Source organism: Aggregatibacter kilianii, from assembly GCF_003129965.1.
GTDB classification, from domain to species: Bacteria; Pseudomonadota; Gammaproteobacteria; order Enterobacterales; family Pasteurellaceae; genus Aggregatibacter; species Aggregatibacter kilianii_A.
On the sequence record NZ_NRCJ01000001.1, the window covers coordinates 22107 to 42345 of the forward strand.

Here is a 20239-nt window from a genome sequence, read left to right on the forward strand (position 1 = left end):
TTTCACTTAACACATTGTTATTAATATTAATTTCACACCAAACTTCAATAAACGTATAAATAAAAAATATTTCAATTTTTTAACAAAACAATAACAAACAACATAGCATCAAGAGGGTATCCTATGAAAATCACCCCGATTAGCGAATCCGCTGTGGTTTGCTCTCTTTCTCCTCCTGCTTCTCTTGAACAGCAGCGTAAATTGTGGGCGTTTGCCGAGCTGTTACAATCCCATGATGACATAGTGGAAGTGATTGTAGGCATGAATAATCTCACGGTGTTTAGCCATTTTATGACCGATTTCACGCCGTTAATTCAACGTTTGGAACAACACTGGCAAAACCTGTCGGTGGATCGGTTTCATGGTCGCCATATTGAAATTCCCGTGATTTACGGTGGTGAATACGGACAAGATCTGTACGATGTGGCAGCCTTTCATCACACCACGCCGAAGCATATTGTGAAAACGCACAGTGCGCCCGTTTACACCGTTTATATGATTGGTTTTCAACCCGGTTTTCCTTATTTGGGCGGATTACCGGAAACCCTCCACACGCCAAGACGCGCCACGCCACGTACGGAAGTGCCTGCGGGATCTGTGGGTATCGGCGGTGCGCAAACGGGCATATATCCTTTTTCTTCGCCCGGCGGCTGGCAGCTTATCGGCCACACCAAACAACCGTTATTTGATAAAAACCATTCGCAACCGACCTTATTACAGGCAGGCGACACAGTGAAATTTGTGGTGGAGAGCATGGAAATATGATTGAAGTGTTAGACGTGCAATCCCGCGCCACCATTCAGGATCTCGGGCGTTTCGGTTTACGCCAATTCGGCATCAGCCATTGTGGCGCCATGGATAAATTGGCATTACAAGCAGGCAATTTATTGCTTGGCAATGAACCTCATCTGCCTGTAGTTGAAGTGCCTCTTGGCGGCATTACTTTTAAATTTCATCAAGATACCGCTTTCTGCGTCACGGGCGCATTTTACGACATGGAGCTGGACGGCGTTCCTGTTTATGCCTATTGGCGTTATCCGGTGCGTGCCGGTCAGGTACTAAAAATGCACCGTGCCAAAATCGGGATGTATGGTTATTTCTGCGTGCAGGGCGGGTTCGATGTTATGCCGGAACTGAATTCTTGCAGCACGGATATTCGTGCACAGATCGGCGGCATTGAAGGGCGTTATCTGCAAGCGGGTGATGCGTTAAAAACCCGCGCGCACGGCATCTTGCTAAAATCCTTGGGCATTGCCCCGATTCCGCTGAAAAGCACCATTTATGCCCTGCCCTCCTCCGAATATCAGGCTTTCAAGCGCAAATCGCAATATGCCTGGTGGCGCAAAAAATGGACACTGCAAAGCAACAGCGATCGCATGGGATACCGTTTTCAAGGGGACGTGCTGGAGTTAAAAAAACCGCTGGAAATGCTGTCGCACGCCATTCAATTCGGAAGCGTGCAAGTGCCGCCGAGCGGTCAGCCGATTATTTTGATGGCGGATGCCCAAACCACCGGCGGTTATCCGAAAATCGCCAACGTCATTGAAGCGGATTTGGGCAGTCTGGCACAAGTGCGGTTAGGATCGACGATAAATTTTGAAGCCGTCACCTTGGAACAGGCGGCAAAACTGCGTCGCAAAAATGAAGTGTATCTCAATCAAATCAAGAGGATTGTCAATGAAGCAAATTGATTTAAATGCCGACATCGCCGAAGGTTTTCCTTACGATGAAGCCTTACTCAAACTGCTCTCATCCGCCAATATCGCCTGCGGCTTACACGCGGGCGGCGCAAAAGAAATGCAAAGTGCGGTCAAATTTGCCAACGAAAATGGCGTGCGTATCGGCGCCCATCCCGGCTTTCCCGATCGAGAAAATTTCGGACGTACCGTAATGCAACTTGAGCCGCAGGAACTGGTTGCCCATCTACGCTATCAATTAGGTGCATTAAAAGCCATCTGCGACGGTGAAGGGGCGAAACTCAGCTATGTCAAACCGCACGGTGCGCTCTATAACCTGGCGGCAAAAGACGAAAATCTGGCAAGGCTTATCGCCCGAACCGTTCGTCAATTCGATCCGAATTTAAAATTCATGGGGCTTGCCGGTAGTTTAATGTTACAAATAGCGGAAGCGGAAGGGTTGCAAACCATCTCGGAAGTGTTCGCCGATCGACATTATATGCCCGACGGCTCGCTGGTTCCCCGTACACAACCTAACGCCATGGTGGAATCCGATGATGAAGCCATTGCGCAAGTGCTGCAAATGGTCACCGAAAATAAAGTCAAAGCCATTGACGGCAACCTTGTCACTGTGAAAGCCGAAAGCATCTGCCTCCATGGTGACAATCAACATTCCCTACAATTTGCACAGCGAATTGTGACGGAATTAAAAAAACACAATATCAACATCACACATAATTAAATAAACAAAAACACAACATCAACTTTAACCACGGAGGTGCTTTATGGCATCAATATCTCATCGTCGTAATGCCGTGTTAGGCGCGGCATTTCTGATGGCGACATCCGCTATCGGGCCGGGTTTTCTTACCCAAACCGCGACATTCACCAACACCCTATTAGCCAGCTTCGGCTTCGTTATCCTGCTTTCCATTTTGTTAGACATCGGTGCACAGCTCAATATCTGGCGCATTATTGTGGTTTCCGGCAAGCGCGCACAAGACTTATCCAACGCGATTTTTCCGGGTGCAGGCTATTTTTTAGCGGCACTTATCGTCATGGGCGGGCTCGCCTTTAACATCGGCAACGTGGGCGGCGCGGGGTTAGGTTTGAACTCCATCTTCGGCATTCAACCCGAACTCGGTGCTATTATCAGCGGCGTCTTTGCCATTTTAATCTTCCTGCGCAAAGAGGCGGGAATGTTAATGGATCGTTTCGCCCAATTAATGGGCTTCATCATGATTGCCTTGACGGTTTATGTCACATTTAAGACCGATCCGCCCGTTGCCGAAGCCATCCACAGAACTTTTTTACCTGAAAAAGTCGATCCTATCGCCATCGTCACCTTGGTCGGCGGCACCGTGGGCGGCTATATCACCTTCGCCGGCGCGCACCGCTTGTTAGATGCGGGCATTCAAGGAGAAAAAGCGCTGCCGGAAGTCAGTCGTAGCTCCGTTTCCGCCATTCTCATCGCCTCTACCATGCGCATTGTACTTTTCCTTGCCGTGCTTGGCATTGTGACAAAAGGCGTGGCGCTTAACCCGAAAAACCCGGCGGAAACGCCTTTTGAATATGTTGCCGGCAATTTTGGTGTCGTCCTATTCGGCATCGTTATCTGGGCGGCGTCCATTACTTCCGTGATCGGCGCTGCTTACACTTCCGTCTCGTTTTTAACCAGCTTATGCCCGAACGTGCAAAAATACCGCAACCGCTGGGTAATTGCGTTCATCGTTATTTCGACGCTTGTCCTCGCCACCATCGGCAGACCCGCCGCCGTGTTGGTTTTCGTAGGTACATTAAACGGCTTAATCTTACCGATCGCTCTTGCCCTCATCCTCCTTGCCGCCTATAAAAGCAACATTGTCGGCAACTACAAACACCCGCTCTGGATGGCAATTATCGGCTGGATAGTGGTCATCGCCATGGGCGTGTTAAGCGGCAAAACCATTTACACCTATCTTTCCGGTTTCTTCGCCTGATGTGAGGAAAGTGCGGTCGATTTTTGACGTAAATCTTAATGTCGATAAAAAAGCCACTTTGACTCCAAAGTGGCTTTTTATTCATTTCACTCGACCCTCAACGCAAATGCTTGTTCTCTTCCGTTTCAGGTTCTAAATCCAGTTTATCCATCAACAAACGGTCTCCGTCTTCTTTCGGGTTGCCGGTGACGAGGAGTTTGTCGCCATAGAAAATAGAGTTGGCGCCTGCCATGAAACACATTGCCTGCATTTCTTCGCTCATGCCCTGACGACCGGCGGAGAGGCGCACATAGCTGTTCGGCATAGTAATGCGTGCCACGGCGATGGTGCGCACGAATTCCGTCCAATCCAGTTCTTCCGCGTCGGCGAGTGGCGTGCCTTCAATTTTGACTAATTGGTTAATCGGCACGGACTCCGGTTGCGGATCTAAATTAGCGAGACTGGCGATGAACCCGGCGCGCTCTTTGCGTGTTTCGTTCATGCCTACGATCCCGCCGCAGCAGACTTTCAAGCCCGCTTTACGCACTTTGCCTAAGGTACTGATACGGTCGTCGAAACGACGTGTACCGATAACTTCGCTGTAATGCTCCGGCGCGGTATCAAGATTGTGGTTGTAATAATCCAAACCGGCGTCTTTTAATTCTTCCGCCATGCCATCTTGCAATAAGCCGAAGGTGCCGCAAGTTTCCATGCCGAGGGCTTTCACCGCTTTGATGATTTCCGTCACTTTGGCGATATCTTTCGATTTCGGACCGCGCCACGCTGCGCCCATGCAAAAACGCCCCGCGCCACGGGCTTTCGCGATTTTCGCTTTGGCGACGATATCCTCCACGTCCAATAATTGCTGATTTTGTACGCCCGTTTGATAACGCGCCGATTGCGGGCAATAACCGCAATCCTCCGGGCAACCGCCGGTTTTAATGGACATTAAGGTCGAAAGCTGAATAGCGCGCGGATTGAAATTCTGGCGGTGTACTTGCGCGGCACGATAAACCAAATCTAAAAACGGGGTTTCAAACAATGCCTCCACTTTGCACACCGACCAATATTCCACGCTCGGATGCGGTGTGATGGAGTAAATTTGTAGGGTACTGGTTAACATAGGTCTCCTTGAATAAATCAATTTTAATAGAAAGTGCGGTACATTTTAGGCGTATTTTTCCGAGTGGGTTATCCGACCATTTTCAATACGAATCATGCGATCTGTTTTGCCGATTAATTCCGACGGCTGGTGGGTGACAAGCAGTAAGGTCAGATTTTTGCTGCGACAAAGTTCGTCAATCAGGTTTAGCATTTCCAGACGCAATTCGGGATCGAGGGCAGAAAAGGGTTCGTCCAACAATAGAATCGGTTTATCGCGCAACAAGCAACGCGCCAATGCCACCCGTTGTTTTTGCCCGCCCGATAAGCTGTTCGGCAAGCGGGATAAAAATGTCGATAAGCCTACCGCCTCGGCGACCTGTTCGAGTTGCTGTTGCTCAAGTGCGGTCAATTTTAAACTTGTTTTTAATCCCAACGCCAGATTTTGTTGCACGGTTAAATGCGGGAATAAATTGTTCTCTTGAAACAGCATGGAGACGGGGCGCTCATAAGGCGCGCTGCGCGTATGATTTTCACCGTTCAGCCAAATGTCGCCGCGTGTCGGTAGCACAAAACCGGCGATGAGATTCAACAAGGTGCTTTTGCCCGCGCCGCTCGGCCCGATAACCGCCACGCGCTCCCCTGCCGCCACCTGCAAGTCAAATGCCATCGGCAGCGTGTCGTCGGCTAAAAAGACGTTATCTAAGCGAATCATGTTGTTCCTTTTGATGTTCAATTAAAGCGAAAATGCTGCCGCATAATAACAGCAAAATGCCTGCTGTTACCGCCGCTTCCTGATGACGATAACTGCCCAATTGTTGATATAACAAATGGGGCAGCGAGATAAAATCCTGATTGCCGAATAAGGCAATGGCGGTGAAATCGCCCAACGACAAGGCAAATGCCAAAGCAAAAGCGTATTTTATCGGCGCGCGAAGCTCATGCCATTCAATCAGACGAAAACGTTGCCAGCCGATAATGCCGAGGGAATTACACAGGCGTTCGTAATACAACATATTGTTGTTGAACGGCTCGGTTAGAATACGCAGCACGAAAGGCATGGCGCTCAAGGCGTTACAGGCGACCACAATGGCGAACAAATGGACGTTATTGAAATCGATCTCGCGCAACAATAAAAACAACCCCATTGCCAACACCAAAATAGGAATCGCCAAAATCACCATGCCGGCGTTGATAATAAATTGCGCGGTTTTCACATAATACAGCCATTGTAAACGGCGGGATAATAACAATAGCGCCACCGCCATCAGCAACGCCAACAAGGCGGAGGCGGGCGCAATGGTCAAAGAATACGTAAGGGCTTTCCACAATTGCGGATTGTGCCACGCCATCAGTAATTTCCCCGACGTCAACGCGCTCACGAAAATATTCAGTAACGGCGATAACATAAAAAGCAGGAACACACCGAGCAAAAAAACGTGGAAAATTTTGACCGCACTTTTTGATGAATCCAGCCAACGATAGGGGCTATTTTGCGTAGTTTGCGAGGCGGTATTAAACAGGCTCCCGAAGCTAAATAACAACAAGCAAAAGACGAACTGCAACAAAGCGAACACCGCCGCTTTGGGCAAATCGAATTCAAACAGGATTGCCTGATAAATCGCCGTTTCCAGCGTGGTATATTGCGGTCCGCCGCCGAGGGTCAGCACCACGGTAAAGCTGGTGAAGCAAAGCATAAAAATCAGGCTGAAGGTGGGCAACATCTGGCGCCGCAACGTATACCACTCCACCAACCGCACAAAACGCCAGCCGCGAATATTTAGCTGCGCCGCCAGTTGTCGCTGTTCGGACGGAATGGCTTCCAGACTCTGCAAAAACAGCTTGGTGGCGAGGGGAATATTAAAGAAAAGATGGGAGATTAAAATACCCGACAAACCGTAAATGCTCCCCTGCCAAGATTCGCCGAAAAAGGCGAGGCTTTGCGCAATCCAGCCCGACGCGCCATAAATGCCGATTAAGCCGAAAATCGCCACCAACACGGGCAGAACAAAGGTCAGCGACATGATTTTCAGCAAAAAGGGCTTCCCCACAAAATCTACATAATAAAATGCGCGTGCTAACAGCACGCCGAAGAACAGCGATAACAGCGCGGAAAGCAACGCCTGCCCGAAACTAAAGGCGATAACGTGATGCAAATAGCTGTCGGACAGCAATTGTTGCCACTGAAATTCACTGCCTTGCGCCAACACGGCGTGCATGGCAAAGCCATAAAGCAGGACGATCAATAACATCACCGCAACGCCGCCCACATAATGACACGGGCGGAATTGCGGACTTGAAAGCAATGAACGGGACGACAAAAACATCAATCGGTTATTTCGTTAAGGTGGTTTGCCATTGGCTAATCCAACTACGCAACGCTTCCGGATTCACCTTAGACGTATCCAAGAAAGTCTGTTGCAACATTTTTTCTTTTAAGGCATCAAAGTGCGGTTCAACCGGCGCGTGGATCACCGGGAACATCACGTTCGCCGTCACAATATGCTTTTGCGCTTCCGGCGTCATCAAGAAATTCATAAAATGATCGGCACATTGATTTTTATGCTCGGCGATTCGCGCCGCCAATTCCACCTGTGCCACATTGCCTTCGGCAAATTCTGTGGCGGCATAATTATCTTTATTTTCAAATAATTGATGATATAGCGGCGACGTGCTGTAACTGAGCACCACATCCGCTTCGCCTTTCAAGAATGCGCCGTATGTATCCGACCAACCTTTGCCCACGGTCACCGTATGTTTGGCGAGCTGTTGCCATGCCTGCGCCACTTGATCCGCCGGGTAAACGGTATTCATCCACACCAATAACCCGCGTCCGACGCTGCTGGTGCGCGGATCTTGGTAAATCACGCGCAAATCTTCACGCTCCACCAATTCTTTCAGGCTTTTCGGCGGATTTTTCACCTTGTTTTTGTCATACACAAAAGCATAAGTGCCGAAATCGTAAGGCAGGAAAGTGTTGTCCGTCCATTGGGTCGGCAGGGAAAGCTTGCTTAAATCCACGTTGTTGACGTCAAACAATTTGCTTTTTTTCGCTTCATCCAACACGAAATTGTCCAAGCCCAACACAATATCCGCTTTGGTTTTATGCCCTTCCAAGCGCACGCGGTTAAACAGCGTACCGCCGCTTTCAAACGGCATATAGTTAATCTTACAAAGCGGGAATTTTTGTTCAAAATCCAGCTTGAGCTTCGGCCCTGCGCCCCAGTCGGAAGTAAAGGAATCGTAGGTATAAATATTCACGGTTTCTTCATGATTGGCGGCAAACGCCATACTTGTGGCGGCAGAAAGTGCGGTTAAAAATAACAATGTTTTTTTCATGTGTCTGTTCCTCAGTTTGAATTAATCCTTGTCTTGATAAGCCCAGTGATTGGTCGGTCCATGCCCGTGGCCGATGTTTAACGGATGGCTAATCGCCGCCGTAATGTAATCTTTCGCGGTTTTAATCGCCTGCTTCACGGAAGCGCCTTTGGCAAGCTCGGCGGTGATGCAGGCGGAAAAGGTGCAACCGGTGCCATGGGTTTGTTGCGTCGGATAACGTGGGCTTTCCAAAATAAAGTGTTCTTCCGGCATAAAAACCCAGTCACGACAGACCGCACTTTGCGAATGCGCACTGTGCCCGCCTTTAATCACCACGGTTTTCACGCCCTGCGCTTGCAATATTTGTGCCGCCTGCTGCGCCGTTTGATCGTTAATGACGTCAATTCCCGTCAGCGCTTTGGCTTCGGGCCGGTTCGGCGTAATCACATCCGCCTGCGGCAATAAAAATTTACGCAAAGAATTGACCGCACTTTCTTGCAACAAGGGCGCACCGCCTTTGGCAATCATCACCGGATCCAACACAAAATGCCCAAAATCATAACGGTGCAACGCCTCAGCGACACATTCCACCACCTCCGCCGAACCTAACATACCGATTTTAAACGCCCGAATCTCGAAATCCTCGGCAATGGCTTTCAGTTGATGTTGAATCGTTGAAAGCGGAATAGCATGAATATCAAACACGCCCAAGGTATTTTGCGCAGTCACCGCCGTAATCACCGACGTACCAAACACGCCACGCATTTGAAAAGTTTTTAGATCCGCCTGAATCCCGGCGCCGGCGCCACTGTCCGACCCGGCAATGGTCAGCGCCTGCACGATTTTACGCATAGCACCCTCCGCAACTTACGGTCGGGTAATAGAAACCATATTGCATAATTTTCCCTTTTAAAATTAAAAAGATAATTAACAATAATGACGAATGAGAGAAGAGAAAAAGAAAGGAAGTGTGATTTTCTCGTTAGTTTCCTACGTCAGTATTAACTGTATCAGGTTCACGGGTATCATCTCAGCACAAAGCACCCCGACTAATAACGGGGTTTAGTCTATCTATTTTGCAGTGCGAGGGCAAGGGGGATTATGGGGTGGGGAGAGAAGCACCTTGGGAACAAGATGCTTTGACTTGTTATCAGAGTTTAGGTGTAACTGTTTTTACACACAGTCGCCCGAAGGCGACTGCATGGGCTTGGTTAGATATGAGAGAGGGCAAAAATGTTTCAACACACAGTCGCCCGAAGGCGACTGCATTTTTTATAGGCTAATTGAAGTTGATTTCTTTTAGTTTCAACACACAGTCGCCCGAAGGCGACTGCGAAAAGGCGCGGGAAAACCTGTCCAAGTCAAGAAAGGTTTCAACACACAGTCGCCCGAAGGCGACTGCCTCTTTATCTTCACCAACATTAAAGGAATTGTAATGTTTCAACACACAGTCGCCCGAAGGCGACTGCACTGATAAGCTAATCGGTATTTCTACGCGTGTGCCGTTTCAACACACAGTCGCCCGAAGGCGACTGCGCATAACCGGTTGCCATGGCTAATTGGTTGCCACGGTTTCAACACACAGTCGCCCGAAGGCGACTGCGTACACCTGATAAGCGAGATTTAAGGTAATCAGCGTTTCAACACACAGTCGCCCGAAGGCGACTGCGGGGAAAACGTGGGGCGACAATTTGAAAATTTTGGTTTCAACACACAGTCGCCCGAAGGCGACTGCTCCCTACTTAAAAATGGAAGAAATATCAGTAGATTATTTGCTATGTTTCGCTGACTAATTTCTAGATGGGGAGTTGGATAAGTATAACGAGCTCATCTTAGTTATACAAATGAATTAACTTATCCAAATTGTTCAAGAAAATCGGGATCGCTACCCTAATCAGATTTTGATGAGAACTAAGGGTTAGCGAGATAAACGATAATCCCAGCCCTTTCAAATACTCTCGATAGAATACCTTTGTAACTTACCGCTGAACATCAATCATCGCTTTGAATGAATGAAAATCTACGACAAGCTGTTTCAATTCGTTATCCCGCGCTTTCGCCTGCTCAATCCGCTGTTCCAGCAAAGCCTTTTGTTCAACTGCGTACAGTTTATTGAAGAGTAAGGTTAGCAGTTTTTCCTCCTCAAGACGAGAACGATACGCTGACAGATCTATCTTCTGAATAACCCACTTATATTGAAATCCGGCCTCTTCTTCAATTTGGGGGAAATCATGAACTTCAACAATCTTAACGACTTTCAGCTCATCCGTTGCATGAACAAGAGCAAAGTCTCCTACATTTAAGTTAAGATCCGCATTGGCTTTAAATGTATACACTTTGTTACCGCCCGAATAAACTTTTCCGGATAACAAATCATTAATAGTAATGCTATCTTCAAAAACGGCTCCCACGGTGATCAAATTATCTTGAAATAAGTGAATATAGTTTTTTTGCATAATTAGTCCTTAAAAAATGTGATTATAATTTTTGCTTTTGTTAACAATCCTATTCGGCAAATTTCCAATAGAAAAAAGCCGCTTGCATTGTTGTCATGTGTTTTTGTCGATAATCTACTCCACCCTATTTCAGAGTCAATAGCAGAAATTATTAATCTACTGAAATGATTAAGTTTTATCTAAAGCATAAAAACGCAAAAATTTTTGACCGCACTTTTCCCCAAAAAATATTTCCCCTCAAGAATTGACTTTTCCCTCATCAGCCCTTACCTTACACAAAGGTTTTAACCTGTTATTTTCTTTAAATTTAAAGGAGCTTTTATGCAATCTCGTATTATTGTTAACACACAAGAAGAATCGTTGTTAAGCACGCATAAGGTGTTGCGCAATACTTATTTCTTGTTGGCATTAACATTGGCTTTTTCCGCCGTAGTGGCTTATGTGTCAATGGCGATGAATTTACCTAGACCGGGGTTAATTCTGATGCTTGTGGGTTTTTATGGTTTACTTTTCTTAACCAATGCGTTGGCAAATAGTGCATTAGGGATTTTGTCCGCTTTCGCGTTTACCGGATTCTTAGGTTACACCGTAGGTCCGATTTTAAATGCGTATGTGAGCGCAGGTTTGGGGGATGCCATCGTATTGGCGTTAGCCGGTACGGCAGCGACTTTCTTTGCATGTTCTGCGTATGTGTTAACCACGAAGAAAGATATGTCTTTCTTGTCCGGTACAATCCTCGCCTTATTCGTGGTGTTGCTACTCGGCATGGTTGCCAGTTTCTTCTTCCAATTCCCGGCGCTTTATGTGGGCATCAGCGCGTTGTTCGTGATTTTCTCCACCATGGGCATTTTGTATGAAACCAGCAACATTATTCACGGTGGCGAAACCAACTACATTCGTGCCACAGTGAGTTTGTTCGTATCAATCTATAACTTGTTTATCAGTTTATTAAACTTACTTTCATTCTTCTCTTCCAGAGATTAATTATTAATGTAATAGATAAATTCAACGCCCCTTTTTTGGGGCGTTTTTATATAATCAAATCCATGTAAATCATGAGGTTTTCACCATGCTTGAAGTGAATAACAAACACATTGAAACCGATGCGGCGGGGTATTTATTGAATATTAATGACTGGAACCCGGATGTCGCATTGGCTATCGCAAAATTAGAAAACCTGGAACTCACCGAAGCCCATTGGGAAATCATTCATTTCGTACGGGATTTTTATCAAGAATACAAAACTTCACCGGCGATTCGTATGTTAGTCAAAGCCACCGCACAGAAGTTAGGTGAAGATAAAGGCAATAGCCGTTATTTGCAACGTTTGTTTCCTGAGGGCCCGGCAAAACAGGCAACCAAACTGGCAGGATTACCTAAGCCTGCAAAATGCTTATAATTTTATTTGCGAATCATTTGCATTTAAAAACAAAAGGAATATAATGCCCCCGCAACCTATGTTGCTATTTTATAACTATAAATTTTTTAAGGAGAAAAATATGCGCTTATTAGCTACATTAGTCAGCGTACTCGCATTAAGCTTGGGCAGTAGCCTTGCTTATGCAAAATTTAAAGTCGTCACCACTTTCACCATCATTCAGGACATGGCACAAAATATCGCCGGTGATGCCGCAACGGTAGAATCTATCACCAAACCCGGCGCGGAAATTCATGATTATGAACCGACACCGAAAGATATTGTAAAAGCCCAATCCGCTGATTTAGTCTTATGGAATGGTTTGAATCTTGAGCGTTGGTTTGAAAAATTCTTCCAAAATGTGAAAGATAAACCGGCAGTTGTCGTGACCGAAGGCATTGAGCCGATGTCCATTCATGAAGGCCCTTATACCGGCAATCCGAATCCACACGCCTGGATGTCGCCTTCCAATGCGTTAATTTACGTTGAAAACATTAAAAATGCGTTGATTAAATACGATCCGCAAAATAAAGAAACGTACGAAAAAAACACCGCACTTTATGTCCAAAAAATCAAAGAATTAGATCAGCCGTTGCGTGAAAAACTCGCCCAAGTGCCGGAAGCGCAGCGTTGGTTGGTGACCAGTGAAGGCGCATTCAGTTATTTAGCCCGCGATTACGGTTTTAAGGAAGCCTATTTGTGGCCGATTAATGCAGAACAACAAGGCACACCGCAGCAAGTACGTAAAGTGATTGAAACCGTGAGAGCCAACAATATTCCGGTGGTTTTCAGTGAAAGCACCATTTCGCCTAAACCGGCGAAACAAGTAGCAAAAGAAACCGGTGCGAAATACGGCGGCGTACTGTATGTGGACTCCCTTTCTAATGCGAACGGACCTGTGCCGACCTATATTGATTTGTTAAAAACTACTGTTTCCACCATTGCTAAAGGATTTGAAAAATAATGTCGTCAAATATTGCCTCCATTTGTGTTGAAGACGTTACCGTTCGCTACAACAACGGTCATACCGCCATTCATGATGTTTCTTTTAAACTGGAAGGCGGCACAACCTGTGCCTTAGTCGGCGTGAACGGGAGCGGAAAATCAACCCTATTTAAAAGTCTAATGGGGTTGATTACACCGCAACGAGGCAATATTTCCCTTTGTAATCTGAGCATTAAACAAGCTTTAAAACAAAATTTGGTGTCCTATGTGCCGCAATCGGAAGACGTGGACTGGCAATTTCCGGTGTCCGTTTACGATGTGGTGTTGATGGGACGTTACGGTTACATGAACTTCCTGCGCCGTCCGAGCGAAACGGATAAGCAAAAGGTGCAGGAAGCCATGCAACGGGTGAATATCGAACATCTTGCCCATCGTCAGATCGGCGAGCTTTCCGGCGGGCAGAAAAAGCGCGTCTTCCTTGCCCGCGCCCTTGCACAACAAAGTAAGATTATTTTATTGGATGAGCCTTTTACCGGCGTGGATGTGCAAACGGAAAACGCCATTATTGATCTGTTAGGGCAACTACGCGGTGAAGGTCATTTAATTCTGGTTTCAACACACAATTTGGGTTCCGTACCGGATTTTTGCGATCGCGTGGTGATGATTAATCGTACCGTCATTGCAGCAGGTCCGACAGAAACCACCTTCAACCAACACAACCTGGAACTGGTCTTCGGGGGAGTGTTGCGCCACATTAAATTATTAGGCGAAGATTTACATGATGACGAAGATCCGCGCGCCGTTACCGTGTTAACCGATGATGAACGGGCGGCAGTGTTCTACGGTAAAACCAAAATTGATCCGCCGGCACCGACCGTCCGACATGGCAAACAGGAGGAAGACGCATAATGTGGGACGTTTTACTGGAACCTTTTACTTATGATTACATGGTGAAAGCCATTTTTATCAGCTCGGCGGTGGGCGGTGTTTGCGCGTTTCTATCCGCTTATTTAATGCTGAAAGGCTGGTCGTTAATCGGTGACGCCCTTTCTCATTCCGTGGTTCCCGGCGTTGCCATCGCCTACGCGCTTTCACTCCCTTACGCCCTCGGCGCTTTTTTTTCCGGCATTCTCGCCGCCATCGCCATACTTTGGATTAAATCCATCACCAAACTCCGTGAAGATGCGGTTATCGGTTTTATTTTTACCACCTTCTTTGCCCTTGGTTTATTGATTATTTCCCTCAATCCGACGTCCATTAATGTACAAGATATTATCCTGGGCAATATTCTGGGCATTGCCGATGAAGACATTTTACAAGTAGGCATTATTATCGCCGTGTGTTTGGTGTTATTACTGATTTTTTGGAAAGATCTGTTGTTGATTTTCTTTGACGAAGTACACGCCACCTCTGTGGGCTTTTCGCCGATTTATTACAAAATTCTATTTTTTACATTGCTAAGTGCCTGTGTGGTCGCCGCCTTGCAAACCGTCGGCGCTATTTTGGTCATTGCCATGGTGATCACACCGGGTGCCACCGCGTATTTACTCACCGATCGTTTTAAAACTTTAGCCGGCATTGCCGTGGTTTTAGGCATTTCGTCCAGTGCCATTGGGGTTTATATCAGCTATTTCTTAGACGGCGCCACAGGCGGCGTAATTGTTTGCATTCAGACCGCACTTTTCTTGTTGGCATTTATTTTTTCACCGAAATACGGCTTGCTTCATCAGCATAAGCCCATCGAACAAATCAAACCAAAAGAGGTGCAAAAATGAACGCCGTCTATCTTTGGATTACCGAACCTTTCAGCTATCCTTTCATGCAAAATGCGCTGATGACCGCGCTGTTGGTTTCCATTATTTGTGCCATGCTTTCCTGCTATTTGGTATTAAAAGGCTGGTCGTTAATGGGCGATGCCATTTCACACGCCGTCTTGCCGGGCATTGTGACCGCATTCTGGTTGGGGCTCCCCTTAAGCGTCGGCGCATTTGTGGCGGGATTGGTGTGCTCCATCAGTGTAGGTTATTTAAAAGAAAACAGCCGAATTAAAGAGGATACCGCCATGGGCATCGTGTTTTCAGGCATGTTTGCGCTGGGGATTGTGTTGTTCACTAAAATTGAAACGGAACAACACTTAACGCACATTTTATTCGGCAATTTACTTGGCGTAAGCGATGCGGAAGTTTGGCAAACCTTCTTCATGGCAGCGATTATTTTCCTCGTGATTTTTTTACGTCGCAAAGATTTCTTACTTTACTGTTTTGATGCCAATCAAGCCAAAATCGTCGGCTTATCGCCACGTTTATTGCACTACAGCTTACTGATTTTGCTTGCCTTAACCATTATCAGCGCCATGCAGGTGGTGGGTGTCATTTTGGTGGTCGCCATGCTCATTTCACCGGGCATCACCGCGTTTATTTTAACCAAGCGCTTTGATTATATGATTGCCATCGCCTTGGTTACCTCAATCAGCACCAGCATTTTAGGCACAATCATCAGCTATCATATTGACGGCGCCACAGGCCCTTGTATTATTCTGTTACAAGCAGCCGTATTTTTGACCGCACTTATTTACAGCAAAATCCGACTGCGCTTTAGTGCAACACTTGAAACGCCGTAAATTCTTTACTGCCGAGATAATCTTCCGCAAAAACCTGCTGCACCGTGGCAGTACGCGGACCATGTTGTAACCAAGAATGCAACGCCTGAATTTTCGCTTCGATGCCGACGGCAACCACTTCAACGGAACCGTCGGCAAGATTGCGCACAAACCCCGTTACGCCGATTTTTGTTGCCTGTTGCCAAGTGAAATAACGAAAGCCCACGCCTTGCACATCCCCATAAACCAAAAAACGTTTTTTCTGCATTTTCGCCTCCTAAAATTGAATAAAAACAAAAAACTAGCCGTTAAATACAATTTTCTATTTTCATTTCCGCGAATTTGGAATAGCATACAGGCAACGCTTTATGCTATAAAGTGTCATCTAATTTTACTCAAAACAGGAGAAAATATGAAATTTCGTTTAGCTGTATTAGCTGCAACACTTTTAGCCAGTTCCGCCAGCTTTGCAGGGATGGTCACCAGTTCATCTAACATTGATTTCTTAGCCGTTGACGGTCAAAAACCTTCCAAATCCTTATTAAAGGAAACCCACAGTTTCAATATTAACGATACCCAAAAACACCAAGTTGTCGTTCGTGTGTCTGAAATTGTCAAAACCGGCTCCGACAGTGCTTTACTTGAAACTGATCCGATTGTTGTGGCATTCCAAGGTGCTACTGAAGATATCGTGATTTCAGCACCAAAATTATCCAGCGAACGCGATTTCGATGCCTTTAAGAAAGCGCCTGTTATCAGCGTCAAAACCGCATCCGGTGCAAACGTACAAAACCAACAAGAATATTTGAAACAAGAAGGCTTCTTCCCAAGCGTAAGCCTGATTAAAGACTTAGGCGAATATAACGCTTCCGGTGCTGCCGCTGCCGTCCCGGCTTTTGCAAGCGCCAGTGCGTCTAACACAACACCAACTGTAGCCGTTGTTGCCGGCGGTGCGGCGACCGGTAAAGTAGCAAAAGGCAAAGTGACCTTACAAGGCGAAAATGTTGCCGAACAAATGCTGCAATACTGGTATCAACAAGCCGACAAAGAAACTCAAGCGCGTTTCATTGATTGGGCGAAAAAACAAAAATAATTATTCGTTAATGTGATACAAATTTAAAAAGTGAGCCGCCCGCTCACTTTTTGTTTAGGAGGACTTATGCAAACCACAGAACGCACGTTGCCAAAACACAAAAATATCGCACTGGTCGCTCACGATCACTGCAAACAGGATCTTATAAACTGGTGTAAAAAACACCGCACTTTATTGGCGCAACACACTTTATACGCCACCGGCACCACCGGCAACCTTATTCATCAGGCTACGGACTTACCGATCAACAGCCTGCTTAGCGGCCCGATGGGTGGCGATCAACAACTGGGCGGATTAATCGCCGAAAACAAAATCGATTTGATGATATTCTTCTGGGATCCGATGAATGCCGTGCCGCACGATCCCGATGTGAAAGCCTTAATGCGCATTGCTACCGTATGGAACATTCCCGTTGCAATGAATATCGCCAGCGCGGATTTTTTAGTTACATCGCCATTATTTAACGACACCGCCGATATTCGTATTCCGGATTATCAAGGCTATCTAACCGAGCGATTGAAATAATGAACGGAAATAACTCGACCCTCGCACTCATTTTAAATATTCTAAATTTTGTTCTGGGTGGCTTCGCCGTCACCCTTGGTTGGCTTTTTGCCACCATAATGAGTGCCGTTTTGATCGTTACCCTGCCCTACACCCGCAGCTGTTGGGAAATCACCAAAATGACGCTGGTGCCTTTTGGTAACGACATCATTCATGTGAAATATTTAGAGCCGAAAAGTGCGGTGGAAAATTCCATCGGATCCGTGCTTAACATTATTTGGTTTATCCTGTTCGGTTGGTGGTTATGTTTGGTCAATGTCTTTTGCGGCATTTCCCAATGCCTAACCATTATCGGCATTCCTACGGGCTTGGCGCATTTCAAAATCGCCGCCATCGCCCTATACCCGGTGGGACAGCGCGTTTTGCCGAAAGACACCGTAGCGTTAATTCGCCAACAAGCCACAGAACAACAATACAAGCGGTTTTATCAATAAGGTAAGAGATGAATCACTGGTTTAACGCCAAAGTTATCGCGTCCATTCCGATTTTTATTGCCGTGAATCTCGCGGTGCTGGCAATTTGGTATTTCAATATTTCCGAACAAAGTATGCCCTTAGTGTTGGGCATTATTGCCGGCGGGTTGGTGGATTTGGATAACCGTTTAACCGGCCGAATCAAAAACGTTTTCTACACGCTACTCGCCTTTTCCATTTCCAGTATCAGCGTGCAATTGAGCATCGGGCATAACCTGCAATTTATGCTGTTGATGACGCTGATGACCTTCGCCTTCACCATGATCGGCGCCTTGGGGCAACGTTATAGCACCATCGCCTTCGGTACCTTAGTGGTCGCGTTATACACGACCTTGGCTTACCTGCCCGATACCCTTTGGTATATCAACCCGCTGATGATTTTATGCGGCACGTTGCTTTATAGCGTCACGACGCTGTGTGTGTATTTATTTTTTCCCAATCGTCCTGTACAGGAAAGCGTCGCCAAATCCTTTCTGGCATTAGCCAATTACCTGGATGCCAAATCCATGTTTTTCGATCCCGATGAAATCGATCAAATCGAAAACAAACACATTGCCATGGCAATGAAAAACAGCGAATTAATTAACGCTTTCAATGCGTCGCGCACCGCACTTTTTTATCGTATTCGCGGACAACACCGCCACAGTCGCACCACCAAAATGATTCGCTATTATTTTGCCGCACAAGATATTCATGAACGCATCAGTTCCAGCCATTTTGATTATCAAAAACTGGCGGAACACCTAAAAAATACCGATTTGATTTTCCGTATTCAACGCTTGTTGGAATTACAAGCCCAAGCCTGTCGCAACATTGCATTGAGCTTACAGCGTAATAAAACCTATCACTACGACACACGGGTGGAAAAAGCCATTAACGGGCTAAATCAATCCTTTGAGTTTTATCGCGCAGGTCATAGCGGAGAAAAAGAAACGCTACTGAATCTGCAAACCTTGCTGGATAACCTGAAAAGCGTGGATTATCAACTGCGCCACATCGATCAGGAAGCGGACAACACCGAACAAACGGAACGCGCGCAAATTTACACGGAACAAATCACCGGCTTAAAAAATATTCTGTTTGCGATTCGCAGCCATTGCAACTTTGAATCACAACTTTTCCGCCATGCGGTACGTCTGTCCATTGTGGTGTTTATTTGTTGTGTGATCGGTGAATTTTTGCCGTTGGATCGCGGTTATTGGGTCTTGCTCACCGCCGTATTTGTCTGTCAGCCTAACTACACCGCCACCAAATTACGTTTAAAACAACGGATTGTCGGCACGATTCTTGGTGTCATCATCGGTTCCTTATTGCCCTACACCAACCCGACGCTGGAATTGCAACTCGGCTTAATCGTGCTGACCAGCACCTTGTTCTTCTTTTTCCGTACCAACAATTACAGCTTCTCCACCTTTTTCATCACGTTACAAGTGATTTTCAGCTTTGATGTCATGGGTTTCGATGTGGAACAGGCGCTGTATTCGCGAGTGATTGATACGCTCATCGGCGCGACCATTTCTTGGTTTGCGGTGTCTTATTTGTGGCCGGATTGGAAATATTTACAACTGGATAAAGTGAGCCGTCAGGCAGTGAAAAGCGATGCCAAATATTTGTTGTATATCGTCAGCCAGCTGCAATTCGGCAAAGGGGATAATTTGAAATACCGCATCACACGCCGTTATGCCCACGAATATGCGGCGGCACTCAGCGCGACGGTGTCAAACATGAATCACGAACCGAAGAAATATCAGGCGCATTTGCAGACGGGGTTTGAACTGTTAAAAATCAATTATTCCCTGCTCAGCTACATTTCCGCCCTCGGCGCTTATCGCAGCAAAATGAATCAAATGCAACAAAGCACGGCATTCTTGGCGGAATTTTATCCGGCGGCGAAAAAGATTATTTATATGCTGGAACATCTGGAAAAACTGACACCGGACATTTTTGCCAAGCTACATGAAACTATCGAATTGAGTTTGAAGCAGGCGCAAGTCCACCTGAGTGCCAACGAGCAGTTAGAAACGGTGCAATTTAATATTCCTATCCAGCAATTGAGCATGATCAGCCAAATTTTGCCGTCCCTCTACGCCGCATTTCAGAAAACCGTTTAAACGTCGATTAAAATGAGAATTGCCGCATCGCCGCCCCACTCTTTCGGGGCTTGGTGTAAGGCGCGCACTTTCGGATGTTGCACCAGCCAGCGCGGGATCTGACGTTTTAAGGTATAAGTGCCATAGCCCGTCATCACGCTGGCGCAGTAGATATGCTCTTTCTCACAGGCTTGAATTAACGCCGCCAGCTCCAGCTTCGCCTGCTCGCGGGTTAAGCCGTGCAAATCCAGAAAAATCTCCGGTGAAAAATCCCCGCGTCGTAATTGCTTCAACAAATGAGAATCTTCATTTTCACGCAAATATTTGACCGCACTTTCGTCGTTCAGCAGCGGCTCATATTCATCGGAAAAATAAAACAAGGTATCTTGCTGCTCCCGCATTTCTTTTATGGTCGCCTGCGCTTTCTTTTTATTGGCACGCGGCGGCACAAAGGTATTCTGTTTTAACGGCTTTACGCCTTTCATTTCGGCGCGAAACAGCGAAATCGCTTCCTCATCTAACATTTCGTTTCCTATCTCAAATATGGTA

22 protein-coding genes, 1 CRISPR repeat array and 1 riboswitch are annotated in these 20239 nt (G+C 46.5%); of the genes, 14 read left to right on the plus strand and 8 right to left on the minus strand.

What is annotated here, in order from left to right; translation table 11 throughout:
- The first annotated feature begins 123 nt into the window (after positions 1-123).
- From pxpB to DK430_RS00130, 4 genes are read left to right on the plus strand one after another with little or no spacing between them, the layout of a single operon-like run.
- On the plus strand, positions 124-765 hold the full coding sequence (gene pxpB / locus DK430_RS00115) for a 5-oxoprolinase subunit PxpB (RefSeq protein ID WP_109077090.1): 642 nt from the start codon (positions 124-126) through the stop codon (positions 763-765).
- Positions 762-1691: a 5-oxoprolinase/urea amidolyase family protein gene (locus tag DK430_RS00120; protein WP_109077091.1), complete on the plus strand. Its 930-nt coding sequence runs from the start codon at positions 762-764 to the stop codon at positions 1689-1691. Before pxpB ends, DK430_RS00120 begins: the two co-directional genes overlap by 4 nt.
- Positions 1678-2418 carry a 5-oxoprolinase subunit PxpA gene (gene pxpA, locus DK430_RS00125; protein ID WP_109077092.1) on the plus strand — a complete coding sequence of 247 codons (741 nt, stop codon included), beginning with the start codon at positions 1678-1680 and terminating at the stop codon, positions 2416-2418. The genes DK430_RS00120 and pxpA overlap by 14 nt, the downstream gene beginning before the upstream one ends.
- Before the next feature lie 43 nt (positions 2419-2461).
- Positions 2462-3655, plus strand: coding sequence for an NRAMP family divalent metal transporter (locus DK430_RS00130; RefSeq protein WP_109077093.1), 1194 nt, complete (start codon positions 2462-2464; stop codon positions 3653-3655).
- 97 nt (positions 3656-3752) lie between these two features.
- On the opposite strand, the gene bioB is transcribed toward DK430_RS00130, so the two are convergent.
- From bioB to DK430_RS00160, 6 genes are all read right to left on the minus strand, one after another.
- On the minus strand, positions 3753-4757 hold the full coding sequence (gene bioB / locus DK430_RS00135; protein WP_109077094.1) for a biotin synthase BioB: 1005 nt from the start codon (positions 4755-4757) through the stop codon (positions 3753-3755).
- Between the two features lie 45 nt (positions 4758-4802).
- Positions 4803-5450 (minus strand): thiamine ABC transporter ATP-binding protein, encoded by a 648-nt coding sequence (gene thiQ, locus DK430_RS00140; protein WP_109077095.1) that lies wholly within the window; start codon positions 5448-5450, stop codon positions 4803-4805.
- Positions 5434-7062, minus strand: coding sequence for a thiamine/thiamine pyrophosphate ABC transporter permease ThiP (gene thiP / locus DK430_RS00145; protein ID WP_109077096.1), 1629 nt, complete (start codon positions 7060-7062; stop codon positions 5434-5436). The genes thiQ and thiP overlap by 17 nt, the downstream gene beginning before the upstream one ends.
- A gap of 7 nt (positions 7063-7069) precedes the next feature.
- Entirely contained in the window at positions 7070-8074 is a 1005-nt protein-coding gene (gene thiB, locus DK430_RS00150; protein ID WP_109077097.1) for a thiamine ABC transporter substrate binding subunit, read from the minus strand.
- A gap of 21 nt (positions 8075-8095) precedes the next feature.
- A complete protein-coding gene (gene thiD, locus DK430_RS00155) occupies positions 8096-8905 on the minus strand; it encodes a bifunctional hydroxymethylpyrimidine kinase/phosphomethylpyrimidine kinase (protein WP_109077098.1) in 810 nt (269 codons plus the stop codon).
- A 118-nt stretch (positions 8906-9023) separates the two neighbouring features.
- Positions 9024-9111: riboswitch (TPP riboswitch) on the minus strand.
- Between the two features lie 111 nt (positions 9112-9222).
- Positions 9223-9788: direct repeats of the CRISPR family, unit length 32 nt; unit sequence GTTTCAACACACAGTCGCCCGAAGGCGACTGC.
- 244 nt (positions 9789-10032) lie between these two features.
- Complete coding sequence (locus DK430_RS00160; RefSeq protein ID WP_109077099.1) at positions 10033-10509, minus strand: hypothetical protein; 477 nt, start codon at positions 10507-10509, stop codon at positions 10033-10035.
- A 321-nt stretch (positions 10510-10830) separates the two neighbouring features.
- Between DK430_RS00160 and DK430_RS00165 the strand changes: the two genes are divergently transcribed.
- The 6 genes from DK430_RS00165 to afeD all read left to right on the plus strand — a co-directional run bounded on the left by DK430_RS00165 (position 10831) and on the right by afeD (position 15491).
- Positions 10831-11493: a Bax inhibitor-1 family protein gene (locus DK430_RS00165; RefSeq protein WP_109077100.1), complete on the plus strand. Its 663-nt coding sequence runs from the start codon at positions 10831-10833 to the stop codon at positions 11491-11493.
- A gap of 85 nt (positions 11494-11578) precedes the next feature.
- The gene (locus DK430_RS00170; protein ID WP_109077101.1) at positions 11579-11908 is read left to right on the plus strand and encodes a TusE/DsrC/DsvC family sulfur relay protein; all 330 of its coding nucleotides are present in this window, start codon (positions 11579-11581) and stop codon (positions 11906-11908) included.
- A gap of 100 nt (positions 11909-12008) precedes the next feature.
- A complete protein-coding gene (gene afeA / locus DK430_RS00175; protein ID WP_109077330.1) occupies positions 12009-12890 on the plus strand; it encodes an iron ABC transporter substrate-binding protein AfeA in 882 nt (293 codons plus the stop codon).
- Positions 12890-13780, plus strand: coding sequence for an ironABC transporter ATP-binding protein AfeB (afeB, locus tag DK430_RS00180; RefSeq protein WP_109077102.1), 891 nt, complete (start codon positions 12890-12892; stop codon positions 13778-13780). Before afeA ends, afeB begins: the two co-directional genes overlap by 1 nt.
- Positions 13780-14646 (plus strand): iron ABC transporter permease subunit AfeC, encoded by an 867-nt coding sequence (afeC, locus tag DK430_RS00185; RefSeq protein WP_109077103.1) that lies wholly within the window; start codon positions 13780-13782, stop codon positions 14644-14646. The genes afeB and afeC overlap by 1 nt, the downstream gene beginning before the upstream one ends.
- On the plus strand, positions 14643-15491 hold the full coding sequence (afeD, locus tag DK430_RS00190) for an iron ABC transporter permease subunit AfeD (protein ID WP_109077104.1): 849 nt from the start codon (positions 14643-14645) through the stop codon (positions 15489-15491). The genes afeC and afeD overlap by 4 nt, the downstream gene beginning before the upstream one ends.
- Here the strand turns inward: afeD and DK430_RS00195 are convergent.
- Positions 15466-15738 (minus strand): acylphosphatase, encoded by a 273-nt coding sequence (locus tag DK430_RS00195; RefSeq protein ID WP_109077105.1) that lies wholly within the window; start codon positions 15736-15738, stop codon positions 15466-15468. The genes afeD and DK430_RS00195 overlap by 26 nt on opposite strands.
- 144 nt (positions 15739-15882) lie before the next feature.
- Between DK430_RS00195 and DK430_RS00200 the strand changes: the two genes are divergently transcribed.
- The 4 genes from DK430_RS00200 to yccS all read left to right on the plus strand — a co-directional run bounded on the left by DK430_RS00200 (position 15883) and on the right by yccS (position 19711).
- Positions 15883-16563: a curli polymerization inhibitor CsgI-related protein gene (locus DK430_RS00200; protein WP_109077106.1), complete on the plus strand. Its 681-nt coding sequence runs from the start codon at positions 15883-15885 to the stop codon at positions 16561-16563.
- Between the two features lie 66 nt (positions 16564-16629).
- Positions 16630-17088 carry a methylglyoxal synthase gene (gene mgsA, locus DK430_RS00205; protein WP_109077107.1) on the plus strand — a complete coding sequence of 153 codons (459 nt, stop codon included), beginning with the start codon at positions 16630-16632 and terminating at the stop codon, positions 17086-17088.
- Positions 17088-17561, plus strand: a complete 474-nt coding sequence (locus DK430_RS00210) for a YccF domain-containing protein (RefSeq protein WP_109077108.1) — start codon at positions 17088-17090, stop codon at positions 17559-17561. Before mgsA ends, DK430_RS00210 begins: the two co-directional genes overlap by 1 nt.
- Before the next feature lie 8 nt (positions 17562-17569).
- Entirely contained in the window at positions 17570-19711 is a 2142-nt protein-coding gene (gene yccS / locus DK430_RS00215; protein ID WP_109077109.1) for a YccS family putative transporter, read from the plus strand.
- Here yccS and smrB read toward each other — a convergent pair.
- Positions 19708-20214 carry an endonuclease SmrB gene (smrB, locus tag DK430_RS00220; protein WP_109077110.1) on the minus strand — a complete coding sequence of 169 codons (507 nt, stop codon included), beginning with the start codon at positions 20212-20214 and terminating at the stop codon, positions 19708-19710. The two genes, yccS and smrB, sit on opposite strands and share 4 nt — an antisense overlap.
- Positions 20215-20239: the final 25 nt, after the last annotated feature.